Origin of the sequence: Enterococcus larvae (assembly GCF_017830045.1) — a bacterium.
GTDB classification, from domain to species: domain Bacteria; phylum Bacillota; class Bacilli; order Lactobacillales; family Enterococcaceae; genus Enterococcus_L; species Enterococcus_L larvae.
The window spans coordinates 25258-50837 of sequence record NZ_JAEDXU010000008.1 but is presented as its reverse complement, the minus strand read 5'-3'; the positions used below and the strand labels follow the sequence as shown (position 1 = coordinate 50837).

Below are 25580 nucleotides of genomic sequence, written 5' to 3'. Positions count from 1 at the left end.
TGCTGATAAAAATATGCTGCTTTATCTATAAATGATAGTGAAAAACTTGGTTTTTATAGTATAATTTTCAAGACGGCAGAAAGGTGGAGAGACCATGAAGAAAAATCCAATATACGCGGTCGTTGATATAGAAACCACCGGGACCGATCCGCAGGTAGATCGAATCATTCAGTTTGGCTGTGCGTTGATCGAAAATGGGGAGATCGTCACACGCTTTTCAACAGACGTAAACCCAGGACGCAGTATCTCGCCGCAAATCCAGCATTTAACAGGAATCACTAATAAGCAAGTAAATAAAGCCCCCTATTTCGAGGATATTGCTCTGACGATCCATCATTTACTGGCAGAGACAATATTTGTGGCCCATAATATTTACTTTGACTATTCCTTTTTGAATAAAGAGCTTCAACGCTGTGGTGCACCGGAGCTTAAAATCCCGGGAATCGATACGGTTGAGCTGTCACAGATATTCTTTCCTACTGAAAAAAGCTTTCGTCTAGGAGATTTGTCTGAGAGCTTTGGTTTGATCCATGATAATCCTCATCAGGCAGATAGTGATGCACAAGTTACTGCAGAGGTCTTCCTGATGCTTGAGCAGAAAATCCGGCGTTTACCTTTGTTGACTTTAAAGATGATTTTATCCTTAAGTGATCAACTGGGGATGGAGACTGGGGCTTATATAAATAGAATTTATGAAGAGATGAAGGAGCATCCTGATTCCTTAAAGGATGGCCTTCAAGTTATTGATGGACTGGTTTTAAGGAAAAAGGATCTGGCTTATTTTGAATCAGCCGTTTATGAAACGGAAAAGTATCCACTATCAAAGAAACAAAAAGAACGAGTATTTTCTAAGCAGCTGACTTATCGAAAAGAACAAAGTCGAATGATGAATGATGTGTATAAGCATTTCACCGATGGAGAAGAGAAAAATTTATTCATTGAGGCAGCGACAGGGATCGGAAAGACCTTTGGGTATCTATTTCCAATCAGCTATTTCGCACAGCCGGAAAAGCCGGTAATCGTGAGTACCGTTTCAATCATGCTGCAAAACCAGCTTTTTGATAAAGATATTCCATTTACCAATCGTTTCGCCGAAAGAAAGCTTCAGGCTACTGTGCTTAAAAGTCACCGTCATTATCTGGATCTTCAACGCTTCAGAGAAACCTTGAAGAATCCATTGAAGCAAAAGCAGTATGCCCTTTATCAAATGCGGGTGCTGGTCTGGCTTTTGGAGACTGAAACAGGTGATCTTGACGAGCTGCAGCTTATCAACTTCAATCATATTTTCTGGAGAGACACAGCTCATAGAGGAACGGACCTTTTAAAAAAGGATGATCCGCTGTACAAGGAAGACTTTGTACGATTTCTGTATAAGAAGGCTGAGCAAAGTAATCTGCTGATTGTCAATCATGCTTTTTTGATGCAGGAATCATTTAGGAAGCAGCCGCTGCTGCCTAAACAAGCAAGTTTGATCATTGATGAAGCACATCATTTACCCGATGTCGTCAAGCGGACAGCACTGCAGACTATTCCGATTTACGGCTTTCAAAAGCGAGTGACTCAGGCACGTGAAGAGGGGCAATTGTTTGATCAAGCAATTGAACTGCTTGAAAAGCTGCCGGAGGAAAAACGATATGTAGAGCTGTATTCTCGTACGCTTTTAGATATTGTCGAGGATTTGAAGGACTTTGCTTATGAACTGGAGCAGCTGTTGAACGTTAACAGAAGAGACCAACTGCAAGAGTCTGTTATTGAGAAATTACAGTTTGATCAGCTCTCCTTAGAAGGTGAAAAGCTGATTCGAAAAATCGAAATGTATTTGAATGATTTGGAAGAAGTTCAACGTAAGGTTCGTTTGGAAATCGAGCGTCAATTAGAGAGCTTTTCAGTTTCTGAGCGAATGAAGCTGACAGAGCTTTTCCAACTGTTTTCTGAAGTTACCCATCTGGCGGAGTGCTTTGATATTTTTGTCAACCAGTGGGATGCCCATTGGGTCAAGGAATATCGTACAGATAAGAAAGGGTTGACGGTGTTGGCGGTCAATGATTTAAGTGCCGGCATTATCAAAAAAGCCAGCTGGTATCCCGACTATGAACATATTCTTTATACTGGAGGCACACTGGTTTTTGGTAAAAATCGCGACTACTTGCCGAATAAGCTTGGTATCGATGATTTTTCAGTGAAGGTTCTATCTGATCCGTATGATTATGAACAGTCTGCTCGTTTGTACATTCCCAAACTGCCGATAGATATTCATGAGGTGTCTGACGCAGAGTTTGCAGAATATATCAGCAAGACTGTGCAGGAGGCTGCAAGGCAGGAGGATCGGCCGATTCTGGTACTGTTTACTTCCCATGAGGTATTGAGGAAAACATATGCTCATCTGCATCAGCCAATGATGAATGAAGGCAGAGAGGTTTTGGCTCAGGGAATCAGTGGAACAAGAGAGAAACTGCTTAAGCGTTTTTACCATAGTAAAAATAGTATTTTGTTAGGTGCAGACAGCTTCTGGGAAGGCGTGGATCTGCCGGGAGATTCTCTGCAGCTGCTGATTGTTACCCGTCTGCCATTTGAGAACCCTAATCGTCCGCTGGTGAAAGCGGAATATGCTTACCTTGAAGCTCAAGGGATCAATTCATTTACCGGCGAGGCGTTGCCGAAAGCGTCCATGCGTTTGAGACAAGCATTGGGTCGTTTGATTCGTTCGGAAAATGATCACGGTGTTTTGCTTGTTTTGGATCGTCGACTAGTCCGAACTAAATATGGAAAGCGAATGCTGCGGGCGTTGCCTAAAAAGCTTCCTGTCGAGGATTTGACTTTAGAGGATACCATGGCATCAATCCATGAATTTTTTAAAGAAAAAGGATAATTTTGCCTGTCGTACATCAAAAAGAATTTATTTTCTGCTATAATGAAAAACAGTAAGTTTTGAAAGGACAGACGTGATTGTGACATCAGATGAACAGAAAGAACATAAAAGAGTTGTAGTACTTTTAGCACTGGTCGCTATTCTGCTGACCATCATCGTTATGCTGAGTATTTTTTATATCCGTTCGACTCACTCAAGGTCCCAAGCGAAGCGGGAGGCTGTCAAAATTGCTGAAGAGCATGCACAGCTGGATGCTGTCGAAAATTTCTATTGGTTTAATCGAGATGAAACCTATTTTGGTCTAACTGGAACGGATACGTCAGGGAAAGAAATCGTGGTGATCATTCCTGAAAAAGGCGGGGATATCACGACATTTGGTCAGGATGAAGGTCTGAGCGAAGGACAAGTGGGACAACTGGTCAAGGAACGTTACGGAAAGAGCAGCATCCAGAAAGCCAATCTGGGAATATTCGATGGAAAAGCAGTTTGGGAGGTTGTCTGTAAGACTGCTGAAGGGCCATTGAATTATTACCTGATTGATTTTGAAAGTGGAGAAGAGGTCAATACTGTTTTAGATATCTAAGAAAGAGTACTGAATTTTAATTAAAAAGCAGGTTAAGTCAAAAATGAGGGGTGGAAGTATGAAATTATCAAAACGTGTTCGTCAGTTGTTGCCGTCAGTGACCTTGGCTGCATCAACAAAGGCTAAGAAGCTGAAAGCTGAAGGCAAAGATGTATTGAATCTGACGGTTGGGGAACCGGATTTTGCTACGCCGAAGAATATCCAACAGGCGGCGATCCAGGCAATCACAGATGGGAAAGCAAGCTATTACACACCATCAGCTGGTATTCCTGAATTGAGACAAGCCGTTGTTGAAATGATCCGCAGAGAGTATGGCTTGGATTATGAAGCAAAAAATGTGATTGTTACAGATGGCGCTAAATATTCGCTGTACCTTCTGTTTCAGGCGATGCTGGATATCGGAGATGAGGTCATCATTCCAGTTCCTTATTGGGTCAGCTACGGTGAACAAGTAAAGCTTGCAGAAGGAACACCGATTTTTATTTCCTGTCTGCAGGAAAATGATTTTAAAGTGACTGTCGATCAATTGGAAGAGGTTCGTACAGAACGGACAAGACTGATGATTCTGAATTCTCCTTCTAACCCGACAGGAATGATTTACACAGAGGATGAACTGAGGGCAATCGGAAATTGGGCGGTTCAGCACGATATCATGATTGTTTCAGATGATATCTATGGTCAGCTTGTATATAATGGAAATACGTTTACACCGCTTGCGTCAGTATCAGAAGATATTCGTCGACAAACAATCATTATCAATGGCGTGTCTAAATCTTACGCAATGACTGGCTGGCGGATTGGTTATACAATTGCAGATGAGCAGTTGATCAATGCGATGAACAATATCGCTTCTCACTCAACCAGCAACCCGACAGCAGTCAGCCAGTACGCAGCAGTAGAAGCGTTGAATGGCAATCAAGAGACGGTGGAAGAAATGCGTATAGCGTTTGAGGAACGATTGAATACGATCTATCCCAAAGCAGCTGCGCTGCCAGGCTTTAAGCTGACAAAACCGCAGGGCGCATTCTATTTGTTTCCTGATATCAGTGAGACATTGACCCTGTGCGGCTATAATAATGTGACTGACTGGGTGGATGATCTATTAGAGGAAGCTTATGTGGCGTTGGTCACTGGTGAAGGCTTCGGATCTGAGAATCACATCCGAATCAGCTATGCATCAGATTTAGCTGTTTTAGAGCAGGCAATCGAGCGAATCGCCGGATTTATAGAGAAAAAGATCCGGGAAAACAACTAAGAACAACTTAATTCGGGATAGGTAAAAATTGAAGGAACGGGAGAGACAATAGTGGAACAAATTCAAATCATTGATTCAAAGAATCATGTGGGAGAAACAGTAAAAATCGGTGCTTGGGTAGCGAATAAACGTTCAAGTGGTAAAATCGCATTTTTACAGCTTCGTGATGGAACAGCTTATTTTCAAGGAGTTGTTGTAAAAAGTGAAGTACCTGAAGAGGTTTTCCAGCTTGCCAAAGGGCTGAATCAAGAAACATCAGTGATGATCACCGGAGAAATCAGAGAAGATACACGCTCAAAATTTGGTTATGAAATCGGGATTACCGGAATCGAAGTGATCGGGGAAAGTAATGAATACCCAATCACACCAAAAGAGCATGGGACAGACTTTCTGATGGATCACCGTCACTTATGGCTGCGTTCTTCAAAACAGCATGCTGTGATGCAGGTTCGTAACGAGATCATTCGTGCAACCTATGAGTTTTTCAATACAAATGGGTTTGTGAAAATCGACCCGCCAATCCTTACAGGAAGTGCACCGGAAGGCACGACTGAGCTATTCCATACGAATTATTTTGATGAAGAAGCTTACTTGTCACAAAGTGGTCAGTTGTATATGGAGGCTGCGGCTATGGCTTTTGGGAAAGTCTTTTCATTCGGACCGACATTCCGTGCAGAAAAATCTAAAACACGCCGTCATTTGATCGAGTTTTGGATGATCGAGCCTGAAATGGCCTTTATGCATCAGGAAGACAGTCTTGAGGTTCAAGAGAAGTATGTAGCTTTTCTAGTGCAGAATGTGCTGGATAATTGTGATCATGCATTGGACATACTGGAAAGAGACAAAGAGCTGCTTAAAAAATACACAAAATTACCATTCCCTCGTATTTCATATGATGATGCGGTTGAATTACTGAAGAAAAATGGCTTTGATGATATTGAATGGGGCGATGATTTTGGTTCACCTCATGAAACATTTATTGCGAATTCATTCGAACAGCCTGTATTTATCTTGAACTATCCAAAAGCGATCAAACCTTTCTACATGAAGCCGCATCCAACAAGAGATGATGTTGTGATTTGTGCGGACATGATTGCACCGGAAGGCTACGGAGAGATCATTGGCGGTTCTGAAAGAGCGACGGATTATGAATTCCTGTTGGAGCAAATTCGTCAGCACGGATTGGATGAGAAAGAATACTCATGGTATTTGGATCTTAGAAAATACGGTTCAGTGCCTCATTCTGGCTTCGGTTTAGGGTTGGAAAGAACAGTTACGTGGCTTTCAGGCATTGAGCATGTTCGCGAATCTATACCATTCCCACGTCTGCTGAACAGATTGTATCCTTAATCTGAAAGAAATAAATATGGTATTGGCAATTGAGTGCCGCTTGTAATAAGTAGTACTCAGTTGCTTTTTTGTGCGGTTAATTTATAGTTAAGTCAGTATAATTTGAAAGCGGATTCTTTTTAAGGGTTATTGATTGAGTAAAGTAAGAGAGGATGCTAGACTAAGAGTAAGCACAGCATGGTCAAGAAGGGGGAATCTGTATGAGGAAAATTTCAGTTTGGAGGCAGCTGCCGAAGCACCGCTTTTTTCTTTTTCAACAGCTGCCTGTAAGGAGGGATGTGCTTTTTGATTAGACGAACCTTAGGAAGAAGCCTTCCTGTATAAGGCTGGTTTTGCTGAGGATCAGTTGAAATCCAGACCTTAGTATTTATACCTGTTGTCATCTAGTTGCAGTGTTAGCTGAACATAGTCAACGGGTTACGAAAGTAGAAATGAAATCATGCAATTTTTCAATGACAGAAGCATGTGGAGAATCAATTAATGACGTATAGAATGGAGCCTGATCAACAAGTGCAGTCTCCATTCTTTATTTTTGAAATGAATAATTGGCTCTATATTTTCACGAGTTACATATATCCTGTAAAAGCGTTCATTACATGAGAAGCTAGCGCTGTACTTTCAGATAAATGTACATGTGTTGAGAATCGAATAACGTAAGACTAGGTATAATCATACAATCAATTGTATAGTTAGAGAAACTATTGGATAAACTCAAATTTTCTGTAAGGTTTATATATATTTAAGAAAAGTAAGGTAAGTTGTTTAGAATTTCAGAATTTTATGGTAAAATGGACGGAAAGCAAAGGTAAAGGACTGACGTGAATGGGGAACCCAGCACAAGTAACAAGAAAGCATATTCGATTTCCAGCCTATGATGATCAGGTAGGAGTGAAAATTTCTACTGGAAGCAGAAGAAATCTTTTTCAAAATGAACCACTTCTGACTGAAAGAGGCAATATAACTGCAAATGGTTATCAAGAATTCGAACCAACAACTGCACCAACACCCGTAGCGACTGTTGCACCAACTGCACCAGCAGCTGCACCAAAAACACAAACATCAACTGTTGATCCAAAACAGACACATACAAAAGAACAAGTGGAAGAGCTGAAGCGTCATAAACTCAATCTTCCGGATTATTCAAACAATCATAGTAGAGTGATCGAACCACAGAAGAAACCGAATCTGTTCGGCAACATGCATAAAACAAGTAAGGAATCCTTCGATGCCGCTTCATTCGGCAAACGAACAACAGGTAGGAAAATTACTTCCTTCAATGATTCGAAGAAAACCGAATCGTATTTTGTACCTACGTATGTTCCAGCATCTGTGATACCTGATGAGGTGCCTGAGATGGCAGAGATTTCTGATCAGGATCTTTTGACAGCGATGAAGAAGGATTCAAAGTCTTATTTGATTCTGGACAATGAAGATGTGCCATTCAGAGAAAAGAGAACAGAGGACCCATCCGTTCAAAAGTTCAATGTTCCTAATGAAGAGCCGGATATCCCGTTGACTCGTAGACAATATCAGAAAATCCGTCCAAATATGCAACGCTTTGGCGGGGCTGATACAGATGCAGAATTACCACGTTCTCGTACAGAGCTTAAATCTGCGAAGAACCAGACATCTTATGCACAGAAGGTTTCAGAAGCAGAAAACGAGCAAAAAAAAGGGATCATGGATAAATCATTAAGTGGTATTATTGAGGAATCCAGCTTGGAAATGGATAACAGCAAGTACTTTAATTGATGAATGCAGGAATCAAAGGGAGAATCACATTTTACTTAACAACAATAATCAAGAAGCCGAGATGAAATCAGCTCTCGGCTTTTTTCTATATCTTTAGCTGACAAAGCTGAAGCGTCTGTCAAAGGGACTCCTGAGCAAAAAGCAGAATGAGGAAAACTATTCTAAAAAAATGTACATGGTGTAGAAGGTTCGACGAGTAGAAGAAAGTAGGAGATATACTATTCCGATACTCTTTCTAAAAAAGTAAAGATAGTCATACACTTCTTTATTCTTGATTTACAATTGATTTATCAAAAATAATGGAATATTTTTTTTTAGTTGATTATTTTACTGTTTTATACGATAATGAGGAACGTACGATTTATGATAATTTTAATAATTATTGTTTACATAGAGATTTAAGAGAAGAGGATCATAATGGAGAATCGTGAAAATAAGTTATATCATTTTGTAGGGATCAAAGGCTCTGGAATGAGTTCACTGGCCCTGGTTCTTTTTGAAAAAGGCTATAATGTTCAAGGCTCTGATGTAGAAGAGTACTTCTTTACACAACGTGATTTAGAAAAAGCCGGTATTAAGCTATTACCGTTTGACGCTGAAAATATTACAAAAGATATGGTAGTAATTGCCGGAAATGCTTTTCCTGACGCTCATGAAGAATTGGTGCGTGCAAAGGAACTAGGCGCAGAGGTTATTCGCTACCATGACTTTATTGGTCAGTTTATTCAACCTTATACAAGTATTGCTGTTACAGGTTCACATGGGAAAACAGGGACAACAGGATTACTGTCCCATATCTTAAGCGGGATCAAACCAACAAGCTATTTGATTGGCGATGGCACAGGTCATGGTGTACCTGATGCTGAGTTTTTCTCATTCGAAGCGTGTGAATATCGCCGTCATTTTTTGGCGTATTCTCCTGATTATGTGATCATGACGAATATTGATTTTGATCACCCAGATTATTATAAGAGCATTGAAGATGTTTTTTCTGCTTTTCAGGCAATGGCCAGTCAAGTGAAAAAGGGGATTTTTGCATACGGAGATGATAAATACCTACGTCAGCTTGAGGCGGATGTGCCGATTTATTATTATGGTATGAACGATAATGATGATATCCAAGCAAGAAACATTGAGCGGACAACGACAGGCTCTGTATTTGATGTATACCATAACGAAGATTTTGTCGGCCGATTTGATTTACCGGCATTTGGCGAGCATAATATCATGAACGCTCTTGGTGTGATCGCTGTTGCTTACTTTGAAGATTTAGATATGAAGAAGGTAGCGGAAGAAATGCTGACCTTCCAAGGGGTAAAACGCCGCTTTACAGAGAAAAAGGTTGGGGATGTAGTGATCGTTGATGACTATGCGCATCATCCAACTGAAATCAAGGCAACGATTGATGGTGCCCGTCAAAAATATCCGGACAGAGAAATCATTGCGGTATTCCAACCACATACCTTCACTCGAACGATTGCTTTGATGGATGAATTTGCTGAAGCATTGGACTTGGCAGATCATGTATTCCTATGCGATATCTTTGGCTCTGCCCGTGAGACACAGGGTGATGTGAAAATCGAAGATCTTGGCAACCGTATCAAGAAAGGCGGACAGGTCATTAAAGAAGACAACGTTTCGCCATTACTGGATTTTGAAGATGCAGTATTTGTCTTTATGGGTGCAGGAGATGTTCAGAAATTTGAACAAGCCTATGAAACATTATTGAGCAATACCACAAGAAATGTACTTTAAAATCAGGCTGGAGAGTGGAACAATAATCTGTTGCCACTCTTTTCCATACCCTAAATCCGAATAAACGGCGAGTCAGAAGTAGCTCCTACGACAATAAGCCGGAATTCAACAAAAATTTGTGAAACAATTTTCGTGAATTCCGGCTTATTGCTTGTAGCTAAACACTTCTGTCTCAGCCTCATTTTTTGTATCCCAACGGCGAAAAATGGAAAAGCTGTTCTTTTTGTCACGAATAAAAATAATTAGCAAGGAATATATCGAAACACGTTGACAGCGCTTTCTTTATAGTGTATATTTGCTTTATCAAATGGATGGTTATTATTAAGTTAAGCTAGACCTAAACAATACCTGAGAAGGATAATGTTTAGGTCTTTTTTCTTTTCAATCTTTTGGACAAGGATAAGGGGGCTAGGCTGCTTTGGAAATTCTAAAGATCCTAAATAATAATGTTGTGATTGTTCTAAATGAGGAAAATGAAGAAGTTATTTTGATGGGGAATGGGTTGGGTTTTCAAATGAAATCCGGTAGCCAAGTTGACTCTGCAAAAATTGAAAAAATTTTTGAATTAAAAAATCAAGTAGAAACAGAACAAATTGAAAAACTGTTTTCAGAGATACCAGAAGAAATCATACAAATTTCCTATGATATTTTATCTCACGCTCAAAAGGTTTTAGATAAAACATTAAATGAGACATCTTTTATTGCTATTGCGGATCATCTTTATTCTTCCATTCAACGAGGAAAGAAAAATATTCAAGTGAAAAACTTTTTATTGTGGGATATCAAGCGGTTTTTTCCAATAGAATTGGAGATTGCTAGAGAGGCTGTTCAGATGGTGAATCGGCAAATGAATGTTGACTTGACGGATGATGAAGCTGGATTTTTGGCGTTGCATATCACAAATGCAGAAATTGACAGTAATCATGATGATGCAATCAGTCTAACTCAACTGATTGAAGAAATATTGACAGTCATCAAATATACGTTGAGAATCAATTTCATTGAAAATGATATTTACTTTCAGCGTTTTATCACACACCTAAAGTTTTTTTCTGAAAGGGTACTTAAAGATCAAGGTGATGCAAAAACAGAAGACCAGATTGAAAATGAGCTGTTCTTACTGGTTCGTAAACAGTATCCGGAAGCCTTTGAAGCAACGAAAAAAGTTGCTGAGCTGTTAAAAACTCGACGGGACTATGATGTTTCAAAGGATGAACAGATTTACATCACCATACATTTGGCTCGAATAATAGATAAAACTAGTAATTAAGGAACTGGTTTCCTTAAGATAAATCATTTTCAAGAAAAGGAGTGTGTAGACAGCGCTATCCTGTGGAAGGGATTTGGATCGTGACATTAAGTTGGCGAGACCTCTGAATAAAAAGAACAAAAACTAATTTGGAGGGAACAAACATGGGGAAATATGAAGAACTCGCGATAAACATTGTTAGAGAAGTTGGGGGCAAAGAAAACGTCAATTCATTAACTAACTGTATCACTCGTCTTCGCTTTAAGCTGAAGGATGAAGGGAAAGCCAACACAGAAGTATTAAAAAATATGGATGGTGTGGTTACAGTTATGCAGGCGGGCGGTCAATATCAGGTAGTGATCGGTAATCACGTTCCTGATGTACGGAAAGATGTAGATGCTGTTTTAGGTGTATTGGAACCAGTTGCCGATGATGGACCGAAAGGGAACTTATTCGATCGATTTGTAGATATGATTTCAGGTATTTTTCAGCCGATTCTGGCACCTCTATCTGCAGCTGGTATGCTAAAAGGGGTGAATGCTGTTTTAGCTTTCGCTCTTGGAGCTAGCTTTTCAGGAAGCTCAACTTACGCCGTCATTAACGCAATGGGGGATGGATTATTCCTTTTCTTACCTATTTTTATTGGTTATACAGCAATGAAGAAATTTGGCGGATCGCCATTCCTAGGGATGATGATTGCTTCGAGTCTGGTTTATACAGGATTTATTGACGGCTCTGCTACCGCCGCTTTTGCAGAGAGCGGAGGCTTGAATTTCTTCGGTATTCCATTTTCGATCCCAGCAGCTGGTTACGGCTCAACCGTGATGCCGATCATTGCTGCTGCTGCCTTTAGTGCATTTCTCGAAAAGCAATTGAGAAAAATTATTCCGGATGTAGTTAAATTGTTTTTGGTACCGTTCTTTACAGCATTGATTGCAATCCCTTTGACATTCTTAGTCATTGGACCAATCATGAATGTTGTTGCAGATGGTCTAGGAAATGGTTTATTGGCTATCCAAGACTTTAACCCTATCATTTTTGGGGCAATTGTCGGATTTTCTTGGCAAATCCTCGTTATGTTTGGGATGCACTGGGCACTCATCCCATTTGTTATTATCTCGCTGTCTCAAGGTCAACCAACATCGCTGCTAACCGGATCAGGAAGCGTGTCGTTTGCTCAAACTGGTGCCGTTTTAGCAGTAATGTTAAAAACAAAAAATATGAAATTAAAGGAACTGTCAATCCCAGCCTTTATTTCAGGGATTTTTGGTGTTACTGAGCCGGCTATTTACGGAATCACCTTGCCTAAAAAGAAACCTTTCTGGGCTTCATGTATTGTCGGTGGTGTGCTAGGTGCTGTTGCAATGGGCTTAGGCATTCAAGCGTATCAAATGGGCGGACTTGGTATATTTAGATATACAGGACAAATTTCTCCGGATGGGGATATGAAGCTGGCAATTTACAGTATGATTTTAGATGCAATCGCACTTGCGGCAGGATTTGGATTAGCTTGGGTACTTGGCTTCAAAGATGATGAGCCAACTGTTCAATTATCAAAGGAAGATGCGAAATTAGCTGCAACCGGTCAAAAAAAAAAGCTAGCTAAGGACGAAGTGTTTTCGCCGCTAGAAGGAAAAGCTCTGCCGTTAAGTGAAGCGAGAGATGCTGCCTTTTCTGAAGGAATCATGGGCAAAGGGCTTGTCATTGAACCGGCAAATGGTGAAGTTGTTGCTCCTTTTGATGGTACAGTTATGACGCTGTTCCCTACAATGCATGCAATTGGGTTGATTTCAGATACAGGTATTGAACTGCTTATTCATATTGGTATCGATACTGTTCAATTGGAGGGAGAAGGTTTCCAAGCATTTGTAGAGCAAAATGCCAAAGTGAAAAAGGGAGATAAGTTGGTTTCCTTTGATATAGCTGCTATCGAACAAGCGGGTTACAGCACGCAGGTACCAATCATCGTGACCAATACACCAGATTATGCCGATTTAATCATACAGGCAGATCGATCTGTGAAACAAGGGGATGTACTGATCACTGCTGTCATTTCAAACTAAAAAGTATAATCAATTATATCTTAAGAAACGGTTTATCTTTTATAGAAAAATAAGATAATCGTTCTTTAGTGGAAGATTGCATGAAACAGGTATTTGCTGACCTTCATGCAGTTTTCTATTTTAAAATCAATTGTAAGGAGAGAAGTTTATGAGTTTTCCAAAGAATTTTTTATGGGGCGGCGCAACAGCGGCCAACCAATGTGAAGGTGCCTGGGATGTTGATGGTAAGGGGGATTCAATCAGCGATCACAATCGTGCGGGAAGTCGAACGGCGAATACGCATCGTGCTTTTGACTTAGTGATCGATACAGATAAGTATTATTATCCTAGTCATACAGGAATTGATTTCTATCACCATTATAAAGAGGATATTGCTTTGTTTGCTGAAATGGGCTTTAAGGTCTATCGTTTGTCTATCGCATGGACTCGTATTTTCCCTAATGGAGATGAAGAGACACCGAATGAAGCAGGCCTGCAATTTTATGATGATGTTTTTGACGAACTGGCTAAATACGGTATCGAACCGCTGGTAACCATTTCTCATTTTGAATTGCCGTTCCATTTAGGCAAGAATTACGACGGATTTTTAGATAAACGATCCATTGGCTTTTACGAGAAATATGCGACTACACTATTTGAGCGATACAAGGATAAAGTAAAATACTGGCTGACATTCAATGAAATCAATTTTGGAACCATGGATCACGGTAAGCGAATCAACGGCTTATTTAATCGGGAATATTCAGAAACGGAACAGTTTCAGGCGCTGCATAATATCTTTCTTGCGTCTGCTAGAGCTGTCGTTGCAGGGCATAAGATCAATCCTGAATTTAAAATTGGCTGTATGCTGGCTTATATTACGATGTATCCTAAAACCTGTCGCCCGGAAGATGTTTTGAAGACACAGCAGGCAAATGCTAAATTTAACTATTTCTGCGGAGATGTTCAAGTAAAAGGGAAATATCCTTATTTCATGAAACGCTATTTTGAAAAAAATGATATTCAACTGGAAGTTACTCAAGAAGATCGAGAATTGCTTCAAGAAGGAGTAGTCGATTATTATACCTTCAGTTACTATATGTCCACTTGTATTGCTGAAGATCTGGATAAACGTGAGGATAAATCTGGTGGTAATCTTTTTGGCGGCGTTTCCAATGAATACCTGGAAACTAGCGACTGGGGCTGGCAAATCGATGCAGTTGGATTACGCTATACCTTGAATCAAATCTACTCTCGCTATGAAGTGCCGTTGATGGTGGTTGAAAATGGGCTTGGTGCTTTTGATGAAGTTCAAGAAGATGGATCAATCAATGATGACTATCGAATTGATTATTTCAAACGCCATATTATTGAGATGGAGAAAGCCATTGATGATGGTGTCGATTTGATTGGCTATACACCTTGGGGCTGTATAGATTTGATTAGTGCAGGAACTGGAGAGATGAGTAAGCGTTACGGCTTTATCTATGTTGATCGTGATGATGAAGGGAACGGAACGCTTGCCAGAAGTAAAAAGAAATCCTTCTATTGGTATAAGCAAGTGATTGAATCCAATGGTAAAAATCTTTCTGATTTGTAAAATATACTGTCTGTGTACTCTTGGCTAGAACTTAGACGATTTAGACCGTCATAGTGAAGAACACTTGCAGAGAAAAACAGTTATAGAAATAAGAAGCAAACTCCAAAGCAGGAATAATATCGGCTTTGGAGTTTTTGTCGCAAAAATGATCATGAGGTATCTTTCCTATGTTATCAGCATTCGATCAATTCCTTTGTAACAAACGACTTGCCTTTTGCAGTGGTTTTGGTACAATTATCATATCATTAATGGAGGTGTACTAATTTGAACATCGGAAAACCGAGGAAATTAGGCAAAACCATCGAAGATATTGAGGAAGGCGATTCGTTGTCTTTAACTGAATCGATTGAAGACAAGGATCTGCTGCTTTATTTAGGCTTGACGAATGATGCCAATCCCCTCTATATCCAACATGATTATGCCAAACAAACAGAGTATCAAAAACCGATCGTACCGTCGATCATGTTGATGGGAATCATCACAAGTGCTATTTCAAAGCATTTGCCGGGACCAGGCTCCCACGTGGTTAATTTTTCTATTAATTTTTTAGAGCCTGTTTTTCATTATGAAACACTGACTTTTCACTTTGAGGTAATCAAAATCGACAAGATGAAAGATGTCGTGACGATTTCTATCGAAGCGGTCAATGAAGAAGAAAATCGTGTGCTGGATGCAGTTGTTATTGTACAGCCGCCCAAGCATGTTGTTTTAGAAGAAGGCGAGAAAGAAGGGGTATTGAATGAATCAGATTGAATCAACAAAAGCACAAGAGGGCTTGAATAGTTTTTATGCGAAGATTTACGGGTTTTTAGCATTGGGTATCGGAATCAGTGCAGTCATCTCTTATCTGATATTGAATGTGTTCTACTTTGAAATGGTCATGTTCCTGTATCAGTATCCATATGCTTTTATGGGATTATGGATCGTAGAGATTGCTTTAGTGATTTTTCTTGGGATGAAAGCACAGAAAAATCCACCACTTGCGATTGGCGGCTTTATTGCTTACTCTGCAATAAATGGGGTCACATTAGCTGTCACGTTGGCAATGTATACTGAGGCAACAGTTGTTTCAGCGTTTGTTAGTGCAGCATCTACATTTGGTTGTATGGCAATCGTTGGTGTGTTGACCAAAAAAGATCTGTCTGGGATGGGTCGTGCATTACTTACAGCATTGATTGGGATCATCGTTGCGATGCTGCTGAATCTATTCTTTTTCAACAGCGGTCCAATGGATTATGTGATTTCTATCCTGATGGTTCTGATTTTCTCAGGACTTACAGCGTATGATAATCAGCGAATCAGAACCATTTATTTTGCAACAAATGGAACAGCTGGAAATGGTATTGCCGTTTATATGGCTTTACAGCTATATCTTGACTTTATCAATCTGTTTCTGGCATTCCTGCGAATTTTTGGTAAAAAATAGAGTAAAGAACTATATACTTGAATCATCATTTATTTAAGTTTGAGGGATTGTGACAGTCATATGCCGCAATTCCTCTTTTTTTATCATTAACAGAAAAAGAATAGGGAGGGAGCAGACAAAATGGAAAAGTTAAAAGAGGCGTTAAAAAAAGAAGCAGCAACATTTCCAGGAGCGACAGTCTACTATAGAGAAAGCTGGGACTGTGATTATTTTGACATTGCAGGAAAGTTTTTTGCAATGTTGGGACAGGATAAGGAAGGCAATGAGATTTTTACATTTAAGGGAGAACCGGAGGAAAACGAGCTGTTGAGAGAGCAATACAGCTTTATCGTTCCCGGCTACTATGCCAACAAAACCCATTGGAATTCAATCATCCTGAAAGACAATACGTTGAGTGAAGTGCAGTGTGCAGCCTTATTGAAAAAATCCTATGAGCTGGTCGTTGCGAAATTACCTAAAAAAGTTCGTGATACATTAGGGGAATAAACGTCCATAAGCTGATTCTTACAAAAAAATGTGAGGGTCAGTATTTTTTTCGCCAGTTACTTTCTATTTGCGAACGTATGTTTTATAATAGGAGAGATTGCGAGGTGACGGCAGATGTTTAATTCAGAGAAAATTCCGATTCGCAGACTGGTGGAATTCATTTTGCGTAAGGGAAGCATTGATTCACGCAGAACCAGCAGCCATACGGCTCAAGAAGGCTCACGAATCCATCGAAAGCTTCAAAAAGAAGCTGGTAAAGGCTATCAGAAGGAAGTAAAAATCGCGAAGGAAGTAGAACTGAACGAGAAGACCTATTCTGTCGAAGGACGAATGGATGGCGTCTTCACTGATGAGCAGGAAAAGCTGGTAATTGATGAAATCAAGACATCAGAAACAGCCTTTGATGATTTATATGAGGAGCAGCTGGCAATGTACTGGCACCAGGTAAAATGCTATGGTGCTATTTACAGTGAGCAGGAAGAGCTGGAAGAAATCACATTGCAGCTTACTTACTTTCAAACAACAACTGAAGAAATCACCAAGACACAAAAGGCATTTACACGTTCTGAGCTGAAATCCTTCTTTGATGAACTGTTGGAAGAATATGAAAAATGGTTGATTTTCAGCGAGAGCTGGCGAAAGATTCGAAACCAGTCGTTGAAGGAGTTGCCGTTTCCATATGGAGACTATCGAAAAGGTCAACGAGAGCTGGCGGTGGGGGTCTATAAAACGATCCTTAGTGAGCAGCGCCTTTTTGTGGAGGCACCAACGGGCACTGGAAAAACGATATCTACATTATTTCCCTCGCTAAAGGCGCTTGGCGAAGAGAAGGCGGAAAAGATCTTTTATCTGACTGCTAAAACAATCACGAGACAGGTTGCAGAGGATGCTGTTCAGGCAATGAACCAAAAGGATATGAAAATCAAAAGTCTTACTATCACTGCCAAGGATAAAATATGCTTTCTGACAGAAAGAAACTGTACACCTGAGCACTGTCCTTTTGCTGCAGGGTATTATGATCGTCTGAACGAAGGGCTTTGGGATATTCTCCATCAAGAGAATCAGTTCACACGAGAAATCATTGAGAAGTATGCACAGAAGCATCAGCTATGTCCTTATGAGTTATCCTTGGATGTAAGTTTATGGTGCGATTTGGTCATTTGCGATTATAATTATGTGTTCGATCCAACCGTCTATCTACGTCGTTTCTTTGATGAAGGAATCAAAAAGGATTATCTCTTTTTGATTGATGAGGCTCATAATCTGGTTAATCGTTCCAGAGAAATGTATTCCGCAGAACTATCTAAAGGGCAGCTTTTGCTGATGAAGAAACTGCTGAAGAAAAAGCAAACATCGTTGACACGAGCGGTCAATAAAGTGATCGATGAATTTGATCAGCTAGATGAATTTTGTATCAGCGAGGGCAAAGAGTTTATTGCTCAGGCCGCACCAATTGACAGCCTTGAAAAGAAGATTTTTCGATTGACAGAGAAAATCGGCGAGTGGCTGCCGCAGAATCAGGAGCTGCCGGAACTGAATCAATTGTTAGAGATTTACTTTTCCTTACTGAATTATTTGAAAATCAGCGAATTTTATGACGACCATTATTGTACCTATATTCAGAAAAAAAATCGCGGGATATCTGTTAAATTATTCTGCCTTGACCCTTCTTATCTATTGGAGCAAAAGCTGGATATGGCCAATGCGAGTGTTCTCTTTTCAGCCAGCTTTACGCCTCTGAGCTATTACAAGGATATACTTGGTGGTAAAGAAGATAGCCTGACGTATCGAATCCCGAATCCGTTTCCTGATGAAAACCAGCGGCTGCTGATTGCTCGTTATGTACAGACAACCTATAGAGAACGAGAAAACAGTTTGGATTATCTGGTTGAAAGCCTGACAGCAATGGTTGCTCAGAAAAAAGGTAATTATCTGTTTTTCTTCCCATCTTATGTCTATTTGGATATGGTATATGATGCTTTCAAAAAGAAGAATCCGGAAATTTCCACACTGATCCAACAAACGGAGATGGATGAAAAGGAACGGGAACGGTTTTTAGAGCAATTTACAGAGAAGCCGGAAGAAACACTGATCGGATTTTGTGTCTTAGGTGGTGTATTTTCAGAGGGGATCGATCTTAAGGGGGATCGACTGATAGGAACCGCAGTCATCAGTGTTGGTTTACCTCAGATCAATGAGGAACAGGAATTGATCAAGGAATATTTTGATGAACAGGGATTGGGTTTTCAATATGCCTACCAGATACCGGGAATGAATAAAGTGCTTCAAGCTGCCGGACGAGTGATTCGGGATGCAGAGGATCGCGGCGTAGTATTGTTGCTGGATCAGCGTTTTGCCAGCCCAGCGTATCAGCGACTGGTTCCTCCCCATTGGCATCAGGCTCAGATACTGCCGACGATTCATCACTTGGAAGAAAATATTCGTGCCTTTTGGAATGAAAAGGATAAATTAGAATGAAAGGAAGGAAGCCAATGAAGAAAATACTGGTTTTACATACAGGCGGAACGATTTCCATGTCGAAAAATGACGATGGCGGTGTGATCTTGAACGAAAGAAATCCACTAATGAATCAAAGTGAGCTGTTTCAAGGAGAAATTGAGATTATCGTGGAAGATATTTTCAATCTACCATCTCCGCATATAACCTTGGAGCGGATGCTGCAGCTTAAGGAACGTATTCTGCTTGGGATAGCTGAAGGAATGGACGGAGTGGTTATTACTCATGGAACAGATACACTGGAAGAAACTGCCTATTTTCTTGAATTGACGGTACCAAAGGAGATTGCTGTGGTTGTGACTGGTGCAATGCGCTCAAGCAATGAGATCGGCAGTGACGGATTGTATAATTTTATGAGCGCAGTCTGGACGGCAGCTTCAGAGGAATCTAGAAATAAGGGCGTTTTAGTTGTGATGAACGATGAAATTCATATGGCTAAATATGTGACAAAGACTCATACGACAAATGTTGCAACCTTTCGAACACCGACCTTCGGGCCTATTGGTATGCTGACGAAAGGAAAAACATTTTTTACGAAGGAAGTCATGGCGGAAGAAGTCTGTGATATCCAAGCCGTTGAAGGGAACATTTTTCTGATCAAGGCATATGCTGGAATGGATGATCAGATATTCAGGCTGATCAACACAGAGAATCTTGACGGCTTGGTGATTGAAGCGTTAGGAGCAGGAAATCTGCCGCCGGCTGTCCTGCCTGGGTTACAGGAAATCCTCACTAAAGGAATACCTGTCGTGCTTGTTTCAAGATGTTCCAATGGGATTGCTGAAGATATTTATGCTTATAAAGGTGGCGGCGTTGGCTTGCGTGAGCATGGGGTGATTTTCATGAAGGGCTTGAATGGTCAAAAGGCACGTATACGTTTACTGGTGGGATTGAACGCTGCCAAGTCGACAGATCAATTAAGGGTTTATCTAGAGAGCTGATATAAAAGAGGCTGAGACAGAAGTGTTTAGCTACAAGCAATAAGCCGGAATTCACGAAAATTGTTTCACAAATTTTTGTTGAATTCCGGCTTATTGTCGTAGGAGCTACTTCTGACTCGCCGTTTATTCGTATTTAGGGTATGGAAAAGAGTGGCAACAGATTATTGTCCCACTCTCTTTTTTGCTTTGTATTTGCTGTTATCTTCTTGTCAAATTGACAGGATAAATAGAAAAGATTTTGTTTAAGCTCCTTTTAAGTTCTTGCTGTTATTCTTTCGTTAAATAGAACAGGAAAGCGAGATGAGTGAATGTCAGTAATGCTTTTGATTCCCAGCTATGAGCCGCAGGAGAAGGTCTTCCTGTTTGTGCAACAGCTTGAGAAAGAGACCGGAACACAAATATTGATTGTTGACGACGGCAGTGGTGTCCGTTATCAGAAAATTTTCCAAAAGCTATCTGTCTTGCCATCTGTCACAGTTCTTTCTTATCCAGTAAATAAAGGGAAAGGCGCAGCGCTAAAAATTGGCTTTCAAAAAATCATGTCTGACTATCCTGATGTCGACGGAGTTGTTACGGCAGATTCTGATGGGCAGCACAGCATCGATGATATCAAGCGGATGATTGCGGCTGTGGAATCCGTACAGACACATACTCTGATTTTAGGGACAAGATCCTTTAATAAAAAGAAGACACCCTTTAAAAGCTATTGGGGAAACAGGATTTCTGCCATCTTTTTCTATTTTGCTACAGGATTGAAATGTGAAGATACTCAAACAGGCTTGAGGGCAATGAAGCATCAGCTGCTGCCGGAGCTTTTAACAATAGAAGGCGAGCGATTTGAATATGAAATGAACGTTTTACTTCAGAGCAAAGAGCGTAAGATTCAGTTGGAGCAGCTACCAATCGAAACGATCTATGAGAGCAACAATGAGCATTCCCACTTCAGGGCAATTCAGGATTCTTACCTTATCTATAAACCATTGATCCGCTATATTTCCTCTGCTTTATTTTCCTTTTTAATTGATATGACCGTTTTTTTACTTCTGCTGTTTTTGCTGGGAAACTCCGAGGACATTGTAGTTCCTGCGACAATCATTGCTCGGGTCATTTCCGGCGTTGTCAACTATTTGCTGGCTCGTGCTTGGGTATTTGAAGATAAGAGCCGTGTGCAAACAACCTTGTGGAAATATGGTTTGCTGTTTTTAGGACAAATGTTCTTGAGCTCTATAGGCGTTCAGCTGCTGTTGAAATTTCTGCCAATTGCGTTTATCAGTAAATTGCTGGTGGATAGTCTGTTATTTGGTGTTAGCTTTATTATTCAAAATCGAATAGTTTTTCAAAAATGGAAGGTGATGGAATGAAGCGGTTGATTCAGTTTTTTTCAAAAAAATATTTGTGGACTATTTGCTGTGGGCTGGGTTTATCCGCTGCTGTTACAGCTGTTTTACTGGATACCTTTGTCCTTTCTCATAAAATCAGCATAGAAGCTGTGCAGGCTGCTTCTGTCTCTTCCGAAAGCAGCGAGGATGTAATCGCTGAAGCCGCAAAAACTACAACTACTGAGACAGCGGAGTCAGATCCTATCATCACAGAAACCAGCTATACAGATGATGATCTTTCTGTTTCCCTTACAACGACAAGAGAATATGAAACAGAAATCTATATCGTCGATATACAGGTCAGCAGTGCCGATGCCTTAAAGACTGCTTTTGCTGAAAATACCTACGGTCGAAATATCAAAGAAACAACGTCTCAAATGGCAGAGGATAATCAGGCAATCGTAGCAATCAATGGAGACTACTATGGCTTTAGGAATATGGGGTTTGTTTTAAGGAATGGCGTTCTCTATCGAGATACAGTGAATAGCGGGACAGAAGCACTGGTAATTGACAGTAACGGTGATTTCCAGATTGTTGAAGAAGACAATGCTTCAGCGGAGGATTTACTGAATGATGGTGCTCGTCAGATTCTTTCTTTTGGTCCGGGCTTGGTTCAAAACGGAGAAATCACAGTCACTGAGGATGAGGAAGTCGGACAAGCGATGCAAAGCAACCCGCGAACGGCCATCGGTCAAATTGGTGAAAATCATTACGTGATAATTGTAGCCGATGGACGAACGGATGAGAGTGAAGGGCTGTCTTTATATGAATTAGCTGAAGTGTTTCAGGAAGCTGGAGCGTCTACTGCTTACAATTTAGATGGCGGCGGCTCTTCAACATTATGGTTCAATGGGAATGTCATCAATCAGCCGACAGAAAAGGGTTCAGGAGAACGTTCTGTCAGCGATATTCTATATTTTAACTAGGAGGAGATCAAATGAACAGAAAGAAACTAATAATCAGTTATTTAGTCATCAGTTTACTACTCTTCCTTTTTCAGAAAGTCTATCATTTTTATGGGCATGGGGTGACCTCCTTCGCTTTAGAATCTATTTGGGTCGCACCGTTGATTGTCGGATCATTGTTTACTGTTTTTGTTTTCAGTAAGCCTAAAAAAACAGGAACCTCCTTGTTTCGTTTGAGTTTCAATTTGATGAATACAAGCTTGGCTATTTTTACAGCAGCTCTTGTTTTGACAGGGGTCGTGGAGATTGCCGGAACGGATTCACCGTACATTCTTTTTTTCTATATTGTGAGCTTTGTATTTCTTGTGCCGGCATGTGTATTGACGATGTTTTCGTATATAAAATGAGGTGATCAGGATGTGGCTTTTTCTAAGTATTCTCTTTACAGCGGTTCTGGGATTGATCTGGTTGATCATTCCAAAGGAATAAGAAGTCAACAGCATTGAGGGCTGTTTCAGCTGCTTTCGTCAATTACCAGTGAGAGAGGTAAGCAGAGAGACCGTAAGTGAGCTGAATTAGTTTTTTTGACTATTATTGATTCCCCAAAATCAATTGAATAGATAGTTTCGCATTTAAATAAAAAACACCGATAACTGGTCCCATTGTCTGGAAATCTGTTATCGGTGTTTTTAGATTTATCTGTAATTAGTAAACTGCAGCTCGATCGGCAGATCCAAGTCTCTTAGCAGAGTAATGATCTTTTGTAAATCATCTCTGTTTTTTCCTGTAACACGGATTTTGTCATCTTGGATTTGTGATTTGACTTTTAAACCGGAGTTTTTGATCGCCACATTGATTTTTTTAGAATTGTCCTTGTCAATCCCGCTAATTAGTTCACCATATTGACGAGCTGTTCCCCCTAAAGCCTTCTCACTAGCTGAAAACTGAATATTCTTTATCGGTACACCTCGCTTGACTAGCTTAGCAAACAGAACATCCTTGACCTGATCCACTTTATAATCATCATCTGCAATAACAACCAAACGATCATTCTCCAATTTGATATCAGCAAGAGAGCCCTTAAAGTCAAAACGATTCTTGATTTCCTTTAAAGCGATTTGCATCGCATTCTTTACTTCTTCCATGTCCATTTCAGAAACAACATCAAAACTTGCATCTTTTGCGGCCATATACTAACCTCCTAATTTCTACTTACATCCATAGTAACAATGAAAGCGCAACACGACAAGTGATTTAATGGAAATTTTAAGAGAAATAAGAGCAGCCGCTCTCTACAAACCTGCAGCTCTCTGGAAAACTAAAGAATATCCGCTGGCACATACCGGAGCTGTTTCTATCTGAAACAAAGATTTTGATGATAAAGTCCATTAAAAATCTTGCGAAAATCTTTATAAAACATATAATGAGGAAGGACAGATTTTAGGGTAGAAAATATTGGATGGAGGCAGGTAGATAAAAATGGGGAAAAGTCTTGTACTGCGTAAGCGTTCTGAGCTTATCAAGAAAATTTTAGTGATTCTTCTGACAGGGGTCACAGGAGCAATGGGGCTGAATATGTTTTTGATTCCTGCACAGGTTTTCTCGGCGGGAATGAACGGGATCGCCCAGATTCTGGCAACACTCCTTTATAATCATTTATCAATCACGATCGATACAGGACTGTTTATTTTCCTGTTGAACTTACCTATATTTGCATTAGGCTTTTGGAAACTTGGGAAAGAAGCAACGATTTTCAGCTTTATCAATGTTGCTGTCGCATCCGCACTGACAATGATTTTGCCGGTGTATACGGTAACAGATAATCCGCTGATGAACGCAATTGTCGGGGGCGTAATGATTGGCATCGGTGCCGGGCTTTCTTTAAAAATGGGCTTTACAACAGGAGGCATGGATATTGTCTCGCTTGTCTTATCCAGAACAACAGGACGAACTGTTGGAAGATATATCTTTGCGTTGAACAGTATCATTGTTGCTGTTGCAGGGTTTCTTTTCAACTGGGAAAGTGCCCTCTATACAATCATCTCGATTTACTGCATGACCCAAGTAATTGATGCTCTGCATACCAGCCATCAAAAGGTTACTGCCATGATCATCACAACAAACTCAGATGCAGTAGTTCAGGGGATCGCTGAACAAATGGCTCGAGGTATGACGCTGCTTCCTTCGATTGGCGGCTACTCAAAAGCTGAAGGGCGAATGATCATGATGGTTATTACACGCTATGAGCTCTATGATCTGGAACAAATCGTGCACTCGATCGATGAGAATGCGTTTATGAATATCGTCCCTACTCAAACAGTTTTAGGAAGATTTGCCAATGAAGATGAACAAAGATTTTTCAAAAGTACTGGCAGTTTTCCTGAGTTGAAAAAGCATCGAATCCGTTAGGAAAGCATTTTTGTAAGAGGAGATTCTGATGTGAGGAAAAACAGGAAGAGAAGGACTTTGTGAAAAGTTGAATAAAATTTTCTGAAAAAAGTAATTTTAGTAGAAAAGTACCTAAAGTTCTGATAAAATGTAACTGTTGGTTAAGGATTGCCTTAACAAATATGGTTTTTAAAACTTAGGAGGAATTTTTTATGCCATTAGTATCAGGAACAGAATTTCTTAAAGCAGCTCGCAAAGATGGTTACGGTGTTGGCGGATTCAACACAAACAACCTAGAATGGACAAAAGCAATTCTTGAAGCTGCAGAAGCAAAAAAAGCACCAGTATTGATCCAAACTTCTATGGGAGCGGCTAAATACATGGGCGGATATCAAGTATGTTACGACTTGGTAAAAGATCTAGTAGATTCAATGGGCATTACTGTACCTGTTGCACTTCACTTAGACCATGGTGAATACGAAGATGCATTAGAATGTATTGAAGTTGGTTATACTTCTGTTATGTTCGACGGCTCTCACTTGCCATTCGAAGAAAACATCGAAAAAGCTAAAGACGTAGTTGCTAAAGCTCACGCAAAAGGTGTTTCTGTAGAGTGTGAAGTTGGTTCTATCGGTGGAGAAGAAGACGGAATCATCGGTTCCGGCGAATTAGCTGACATCGAAGAATGTAAACAAATGGTTGCAACTGGTATTGACTACCTAGCTTGCGGAATCGGTAATATCCACGGTTCTTATCCTGAAAACTGGGCTGGTCTTGCATTTGACCACTTACAAGCAATTGCTGACGCTGTTGGCGATATTCCATTGGTATTACATGGCGGATCTGGTATTCCTTTAGATCAAATCCAAAAAGCAATCTCAATGGGTGTTTCTAAAATCAACGTAAATACTGAAGCGCAAGAAGTATTTGCTGCTGCAACTCGTAAATACATTGAAGAAGGAAAAGACCTTGAAGGAAAAGGCTTTGACCCTCGTAAATTATTAGCACCTGGTACTAAAGCAATCACTGAACTAGTTGAACAACGTATCGAATGGTTCGGTTCAGAAAACAAAGCATAATAGC

Annotated in this window: 20 protein-coding genes; 19 read left to right on the top strand and 1 reads right to left on the bottom strand. The window is 40.3% G+C overall.

The features are described from left to right. Positions 1-94 precede the first annotated feature (94 nt). From I6N96_RS14395 to I6N96_RS14315, 17 genes are all read left to right on the top strand, one after another. Positions 95-2869, top strand: coding sequence for a helicase C-terminal domain-containing protein (locus tag I6N96_RS14395; RefSeq protein ID WP_209558256.1), 2775 nt, complete (start codon positions 95-97; stop codon positions 2867-2869). Positions 2870-2948: 79 nt separating this feature from the next. Continuing rightward, positions 2949-3452, top strand: coding sequence for a cell wall elongation regulator TseB-like domain-containing protein (locus tag I6N96_RS14390; RefSeq protein WP_347339089.1), 504 nt, complete (start codon positions 2949-2951; stop codon positions 3450-3452). 58 nt (positions 3453-3510) lie between these two features. After that, complete coding sequence (locus I6N96_RS14385) at positions 3511-4707, top strand: pyridoxal phosphate-dependent aminotransferase (RefSeq protein ID WP_209558255.1); 1197 nt, start codon at positions 3511-3513, stop codon at positions 4705-4707. Positions 4708-4758: 51 nt separating this feature from the next. Further along, on the top strand, positions 4759-6057 hold the full coding sequence (asnS, locus tag I6N96_RS14380) for an asparagine--tRNA ligase (protein ID WP_209558254.1): 1299 nt from the start codon (positions 4759-4761) through the stop codon (positions 6055-6057). An 822-nt stretch (positions 6058-6879) separates the two neighbouring features. Then, positions 6880-7809, top strand: coding sequence for a hypothetical protein (locus tag I6N96_RS14375; RefSeq protein ID WP_209558253.1), 930 nt, complete (start codon positions 6880-6882; stop codon positions 7807-7809). 417 nt (positions 7810-8226) lie between these two features. Continuing rightward, positions 8227-9564 (top strand): UDP-N-acetylmuramate--L-alanine ligase, encoded by a 1338-nt coding sequence (gene murC, locus I6N96_RS14370; protein ID WP_209558252.1) that lies wholly within the window; start codon positions 8227-8229, stop codon positions 9562-9564. Between the two features lie 418 nt (positions 9565-9982). Next, the gene (gene licT / locus I6N96_RS14365) at positions 9983-10834 is read left to right on the top strand and encodes a BglG family transcription antiterminator LicT (RefSeq protein WP_209558251.1); all 852 of its coding nucleotides are present in this window, start codon (positions 9983-9985) and stop codon (positions 10832-10834) included. A gap of 143 nt (positions 10835-10977) precedes the next feature. Next, positions 10978-12876, top strand: a complete 1899-nt coding sequence (locus I6N96_RS14360; RefSeq protein ID WP_209558250.1) for a beta-glucoside-specific PTS transporter subunit IIABC — start codon at positions 10978-10980, stop codon at positions 12874-12876. Between the two features lie 148 nt (positions 12877-13024). Continuing rightward, positions 13025-14455: a glycoside hydrolase family 1 protein gene (locus I6N96_RS14355; protein WP_209558249.1), complete on the top strand. Its 1431-nt coding sequence runs from the start codon at positions 13025-13027 to the stop codon at positions 14453-14455. A gap of 264 nt (positions 14456-14719) precedes the next feature. Continuing rightward, positions 14720-15208 carry a MaoC family dehydratase gene (locus I6N96_RS14350; protein ID WP_209558248.1) on the top strand — a complete coding sequence of 163 codons (489 nt, stop codon included), beginning with the start codon at positions 14720-14722 and terminating at the stop codon, positions 15206-15208. Then, on the top strand, positions 15195-15881 hold the full coding sequence (locus I6N96_RS14345; RefSeq protein ID WP_209558247.1) for a Bax inhibitor-1/YccA family protein: 687 nt from the start codon (positions 15195-15197) through the stop codon (positions 15879-15881). Before I6N96_RS14350 ends, I6N96_RS14345 begins: the two co-directional genes overlap by 14 nt. A gap of 120 nt (positions 15882-16001) precedes the next feature. Then, on the top strand, positions 16002-16367 hold the full coding sequence (locus tag I6N96_RS14340) for an MmcQ/YjbR family DNA-binding protein (protein ID WP_209558246.1): 366 nt from the start codon (positions 16002-16004) through the stop codon (positions 16365-16367). Positions 16368-16481: 114 nt separating this feature from the next. After that, the gene (locus I6N96_RS14335; RefSeq protein ID WP_209558245.1) at positions 16482-18845 is read left to right on the top strand and encodes a helicase C-terminal domain-containing protein; all 2364 of its coding nucleotides are present in this window, start codon (positions 16482-16484) and stop codon (positions 18843-18845) included. 14 nt (positions 18846-18859) lie between these two features. Then, positions 18860-19825: an asparaginase gene (locus I6N96_RS14330; RefSeq protein WP_209558244.1), complete on the top strand. Its 966-nt coding sequence runs from the start codon at positions 18860-18862 to the stop codon at positions 19823-19825. Positions 19826-20133: 308 nt separating this feature from the next. Further along, positions 20134-21186, top strand: a complete 1053-nt coding sequence (locus I6N96_RS14325) for a bifunctional glycosyltransferase family 2/GtrA family protein (protein WP_209558243.1) — start codon at positions 20134-20136, stop codon at positions 21184-21186. Between the two features lie 8 nt (positions 21187-21194). After that, positions 21195-22130 (top strand): phosphodiester glycosidase family protein, encoded by a 936-nt coding sequence (locus tag I6N96_RS14320; RefSeq protein ID WP_209558411.1) that lies wholly within the window; start codon positions 21195-21197, stop codon positions 22128-22130. Between the two features lie 11 nt (positions 22131-22141). Next, entirely contained in the window at positions 22142-22516 is a 375-nt protein-coding gene (locus tag I6N96_RS14315; RefSeq protein WP_209558242.1) for a hypothetical protein, read from the top strand. 288 nt (positions 22517-22804) lie between these two features. On the opposite strand, the gene I6N96_RS14310 is transcribed toward I6N96_RS14315, so the two are convergent. Continuing rightward, entirely contained in the window at positions 22805-23299 is a 495-nt protein-coding gene (locus tag I6N96_RS14310) for a YajQ family cyclic di-GMP-binding protein (protein ID WP_209558241.1), read from the bottom strand. A gap of 289 nt (positions 23300-23588) precedes the next feature. On the opposite strand from I6N96_RS14310, the gene I6N96_RS14305 reads away from it, so the two are divergent. Further along, on the top strand, positions 23589-24518 hold the full coding sequence (locus I6N96_RS14305) for a YitT family protein (protein WP_209558240.1): 930 nt from the start codon (positions 23589-23591) through the stop codon (positions 24516-24518). 191 nt (positions 24519-24709) lie between these two features. Next, positions 24710-25576 (top strand): class II fructose-bisphosphate aldolase, encoded by an 867-nt coding sequence (locus I6N96_RS14300; RefSeq protein ID WP_202059605.1) that lies wholly within the window; start codon positions 24710-24712, stop codon positions 25574-25576. Positions 25577-25580 lie beyond the last annotated feature (4 nt).

Coding starts and splice junctions, on each gene's coding strand:
- I6N96_RS14395 (WP_209558256.1), top strand. CDS start 95: ATGAAGAAAAATCCAATATACGCGGTCGTTGATATAGAAACCACCGGG.
- I6N96_RS14385 (WP_209558255.1), top strand. CDS start 3,511: ATGAAATTATCAAAACGTGTTCGTCAGTTGTTGCCGTCAGTGACCTTG.
- I6N96_RS14375 (WP_209558253.1), top strand. CDS start 6,880: ATGGGGAACCCAGCACAAGTAACAAGAAAGCATATTCGATTTCCAGCC.
- murC (WP_209558252.1), top strand. CDS start 8,227: ATGGAGAATCGTGAAAATAAGTTATATCATTTTGTAGGGATCAAAGGC.
- I6N96_RS14360 (WP_209558250.1), top strand. CDS start 10,978: ATGGGGAAATATGAAGAACTCGCGATAAACATTGTTAGAGAAGTTGGG.
- I6N96_RS14355 (WP_209558249.1), top strand. CDS start 13,025: ATGAGTTTTCCAAAGAATTTTTTATGGGGCGGCGCAACAGCGGCCAAC.
- I6N96_RS14345 (WP_209558247.1), top strand. CDS start 15,195: ATGAATCAGATTGAATCAACAAAAGCACAAGAGGGCTTGAATAGTTTT.
- I6N96_RS14340 (WP_209558246.1), top strand. CDS start 16,002: ATGGAAAAGTTAAAAGAGGCGTTAAAAAAAGAAGCAGCAACATTTCCA.
- I6N96_RS14335 (WP_209558245.1), top strand. CDS start 16,482: ATGTTTAATTCAGAGAAAATTCCGATTCGCAGACTGGTGGAATTCATT.
- I6N96_RS14330 (WP_209558244.1), top strand. CDS start 18,860: ATGAAGAAAATACTGGTTTTACATACAGGCGGAACGATTTCCATGTCG.
- I6N96_RS14325 (WP_209558243.1), top strand. CDS start 20,134: ATGTCAGTAATGCTTTTGATTCCCAGCTATGAGCCGCAGGAGAAGGTC.
- I6N96_RS14315 (WP_209558242.1), top strand. CDS start 22,142: ATGAACAGAAAGAAACTAATAATCAGTTATTTAGTCATCAGTTTACTA.
- I6N96_RS14310 (WP_209558241.1), bottom strand. CDS start 23,299: ATGGCCGCAAAAGATGCAAGTTTTGATGTTGTTTCTGAAATGGACATG.
- I6N96_RS14305 (WP_209558240.1), top strand. CDS start 23,589: ATGGGGAAAAGTCTTGTACTGCGTAAGCGTTCTGAGCTTATCAAGAAA.
- I6N96_RS14300 (WP_202059605.1), top strand. CDS start 24,710: ATGCCATTAGTATCAGGAACAGAATTTCTTAAAGCAGCTCGCAAAGAT.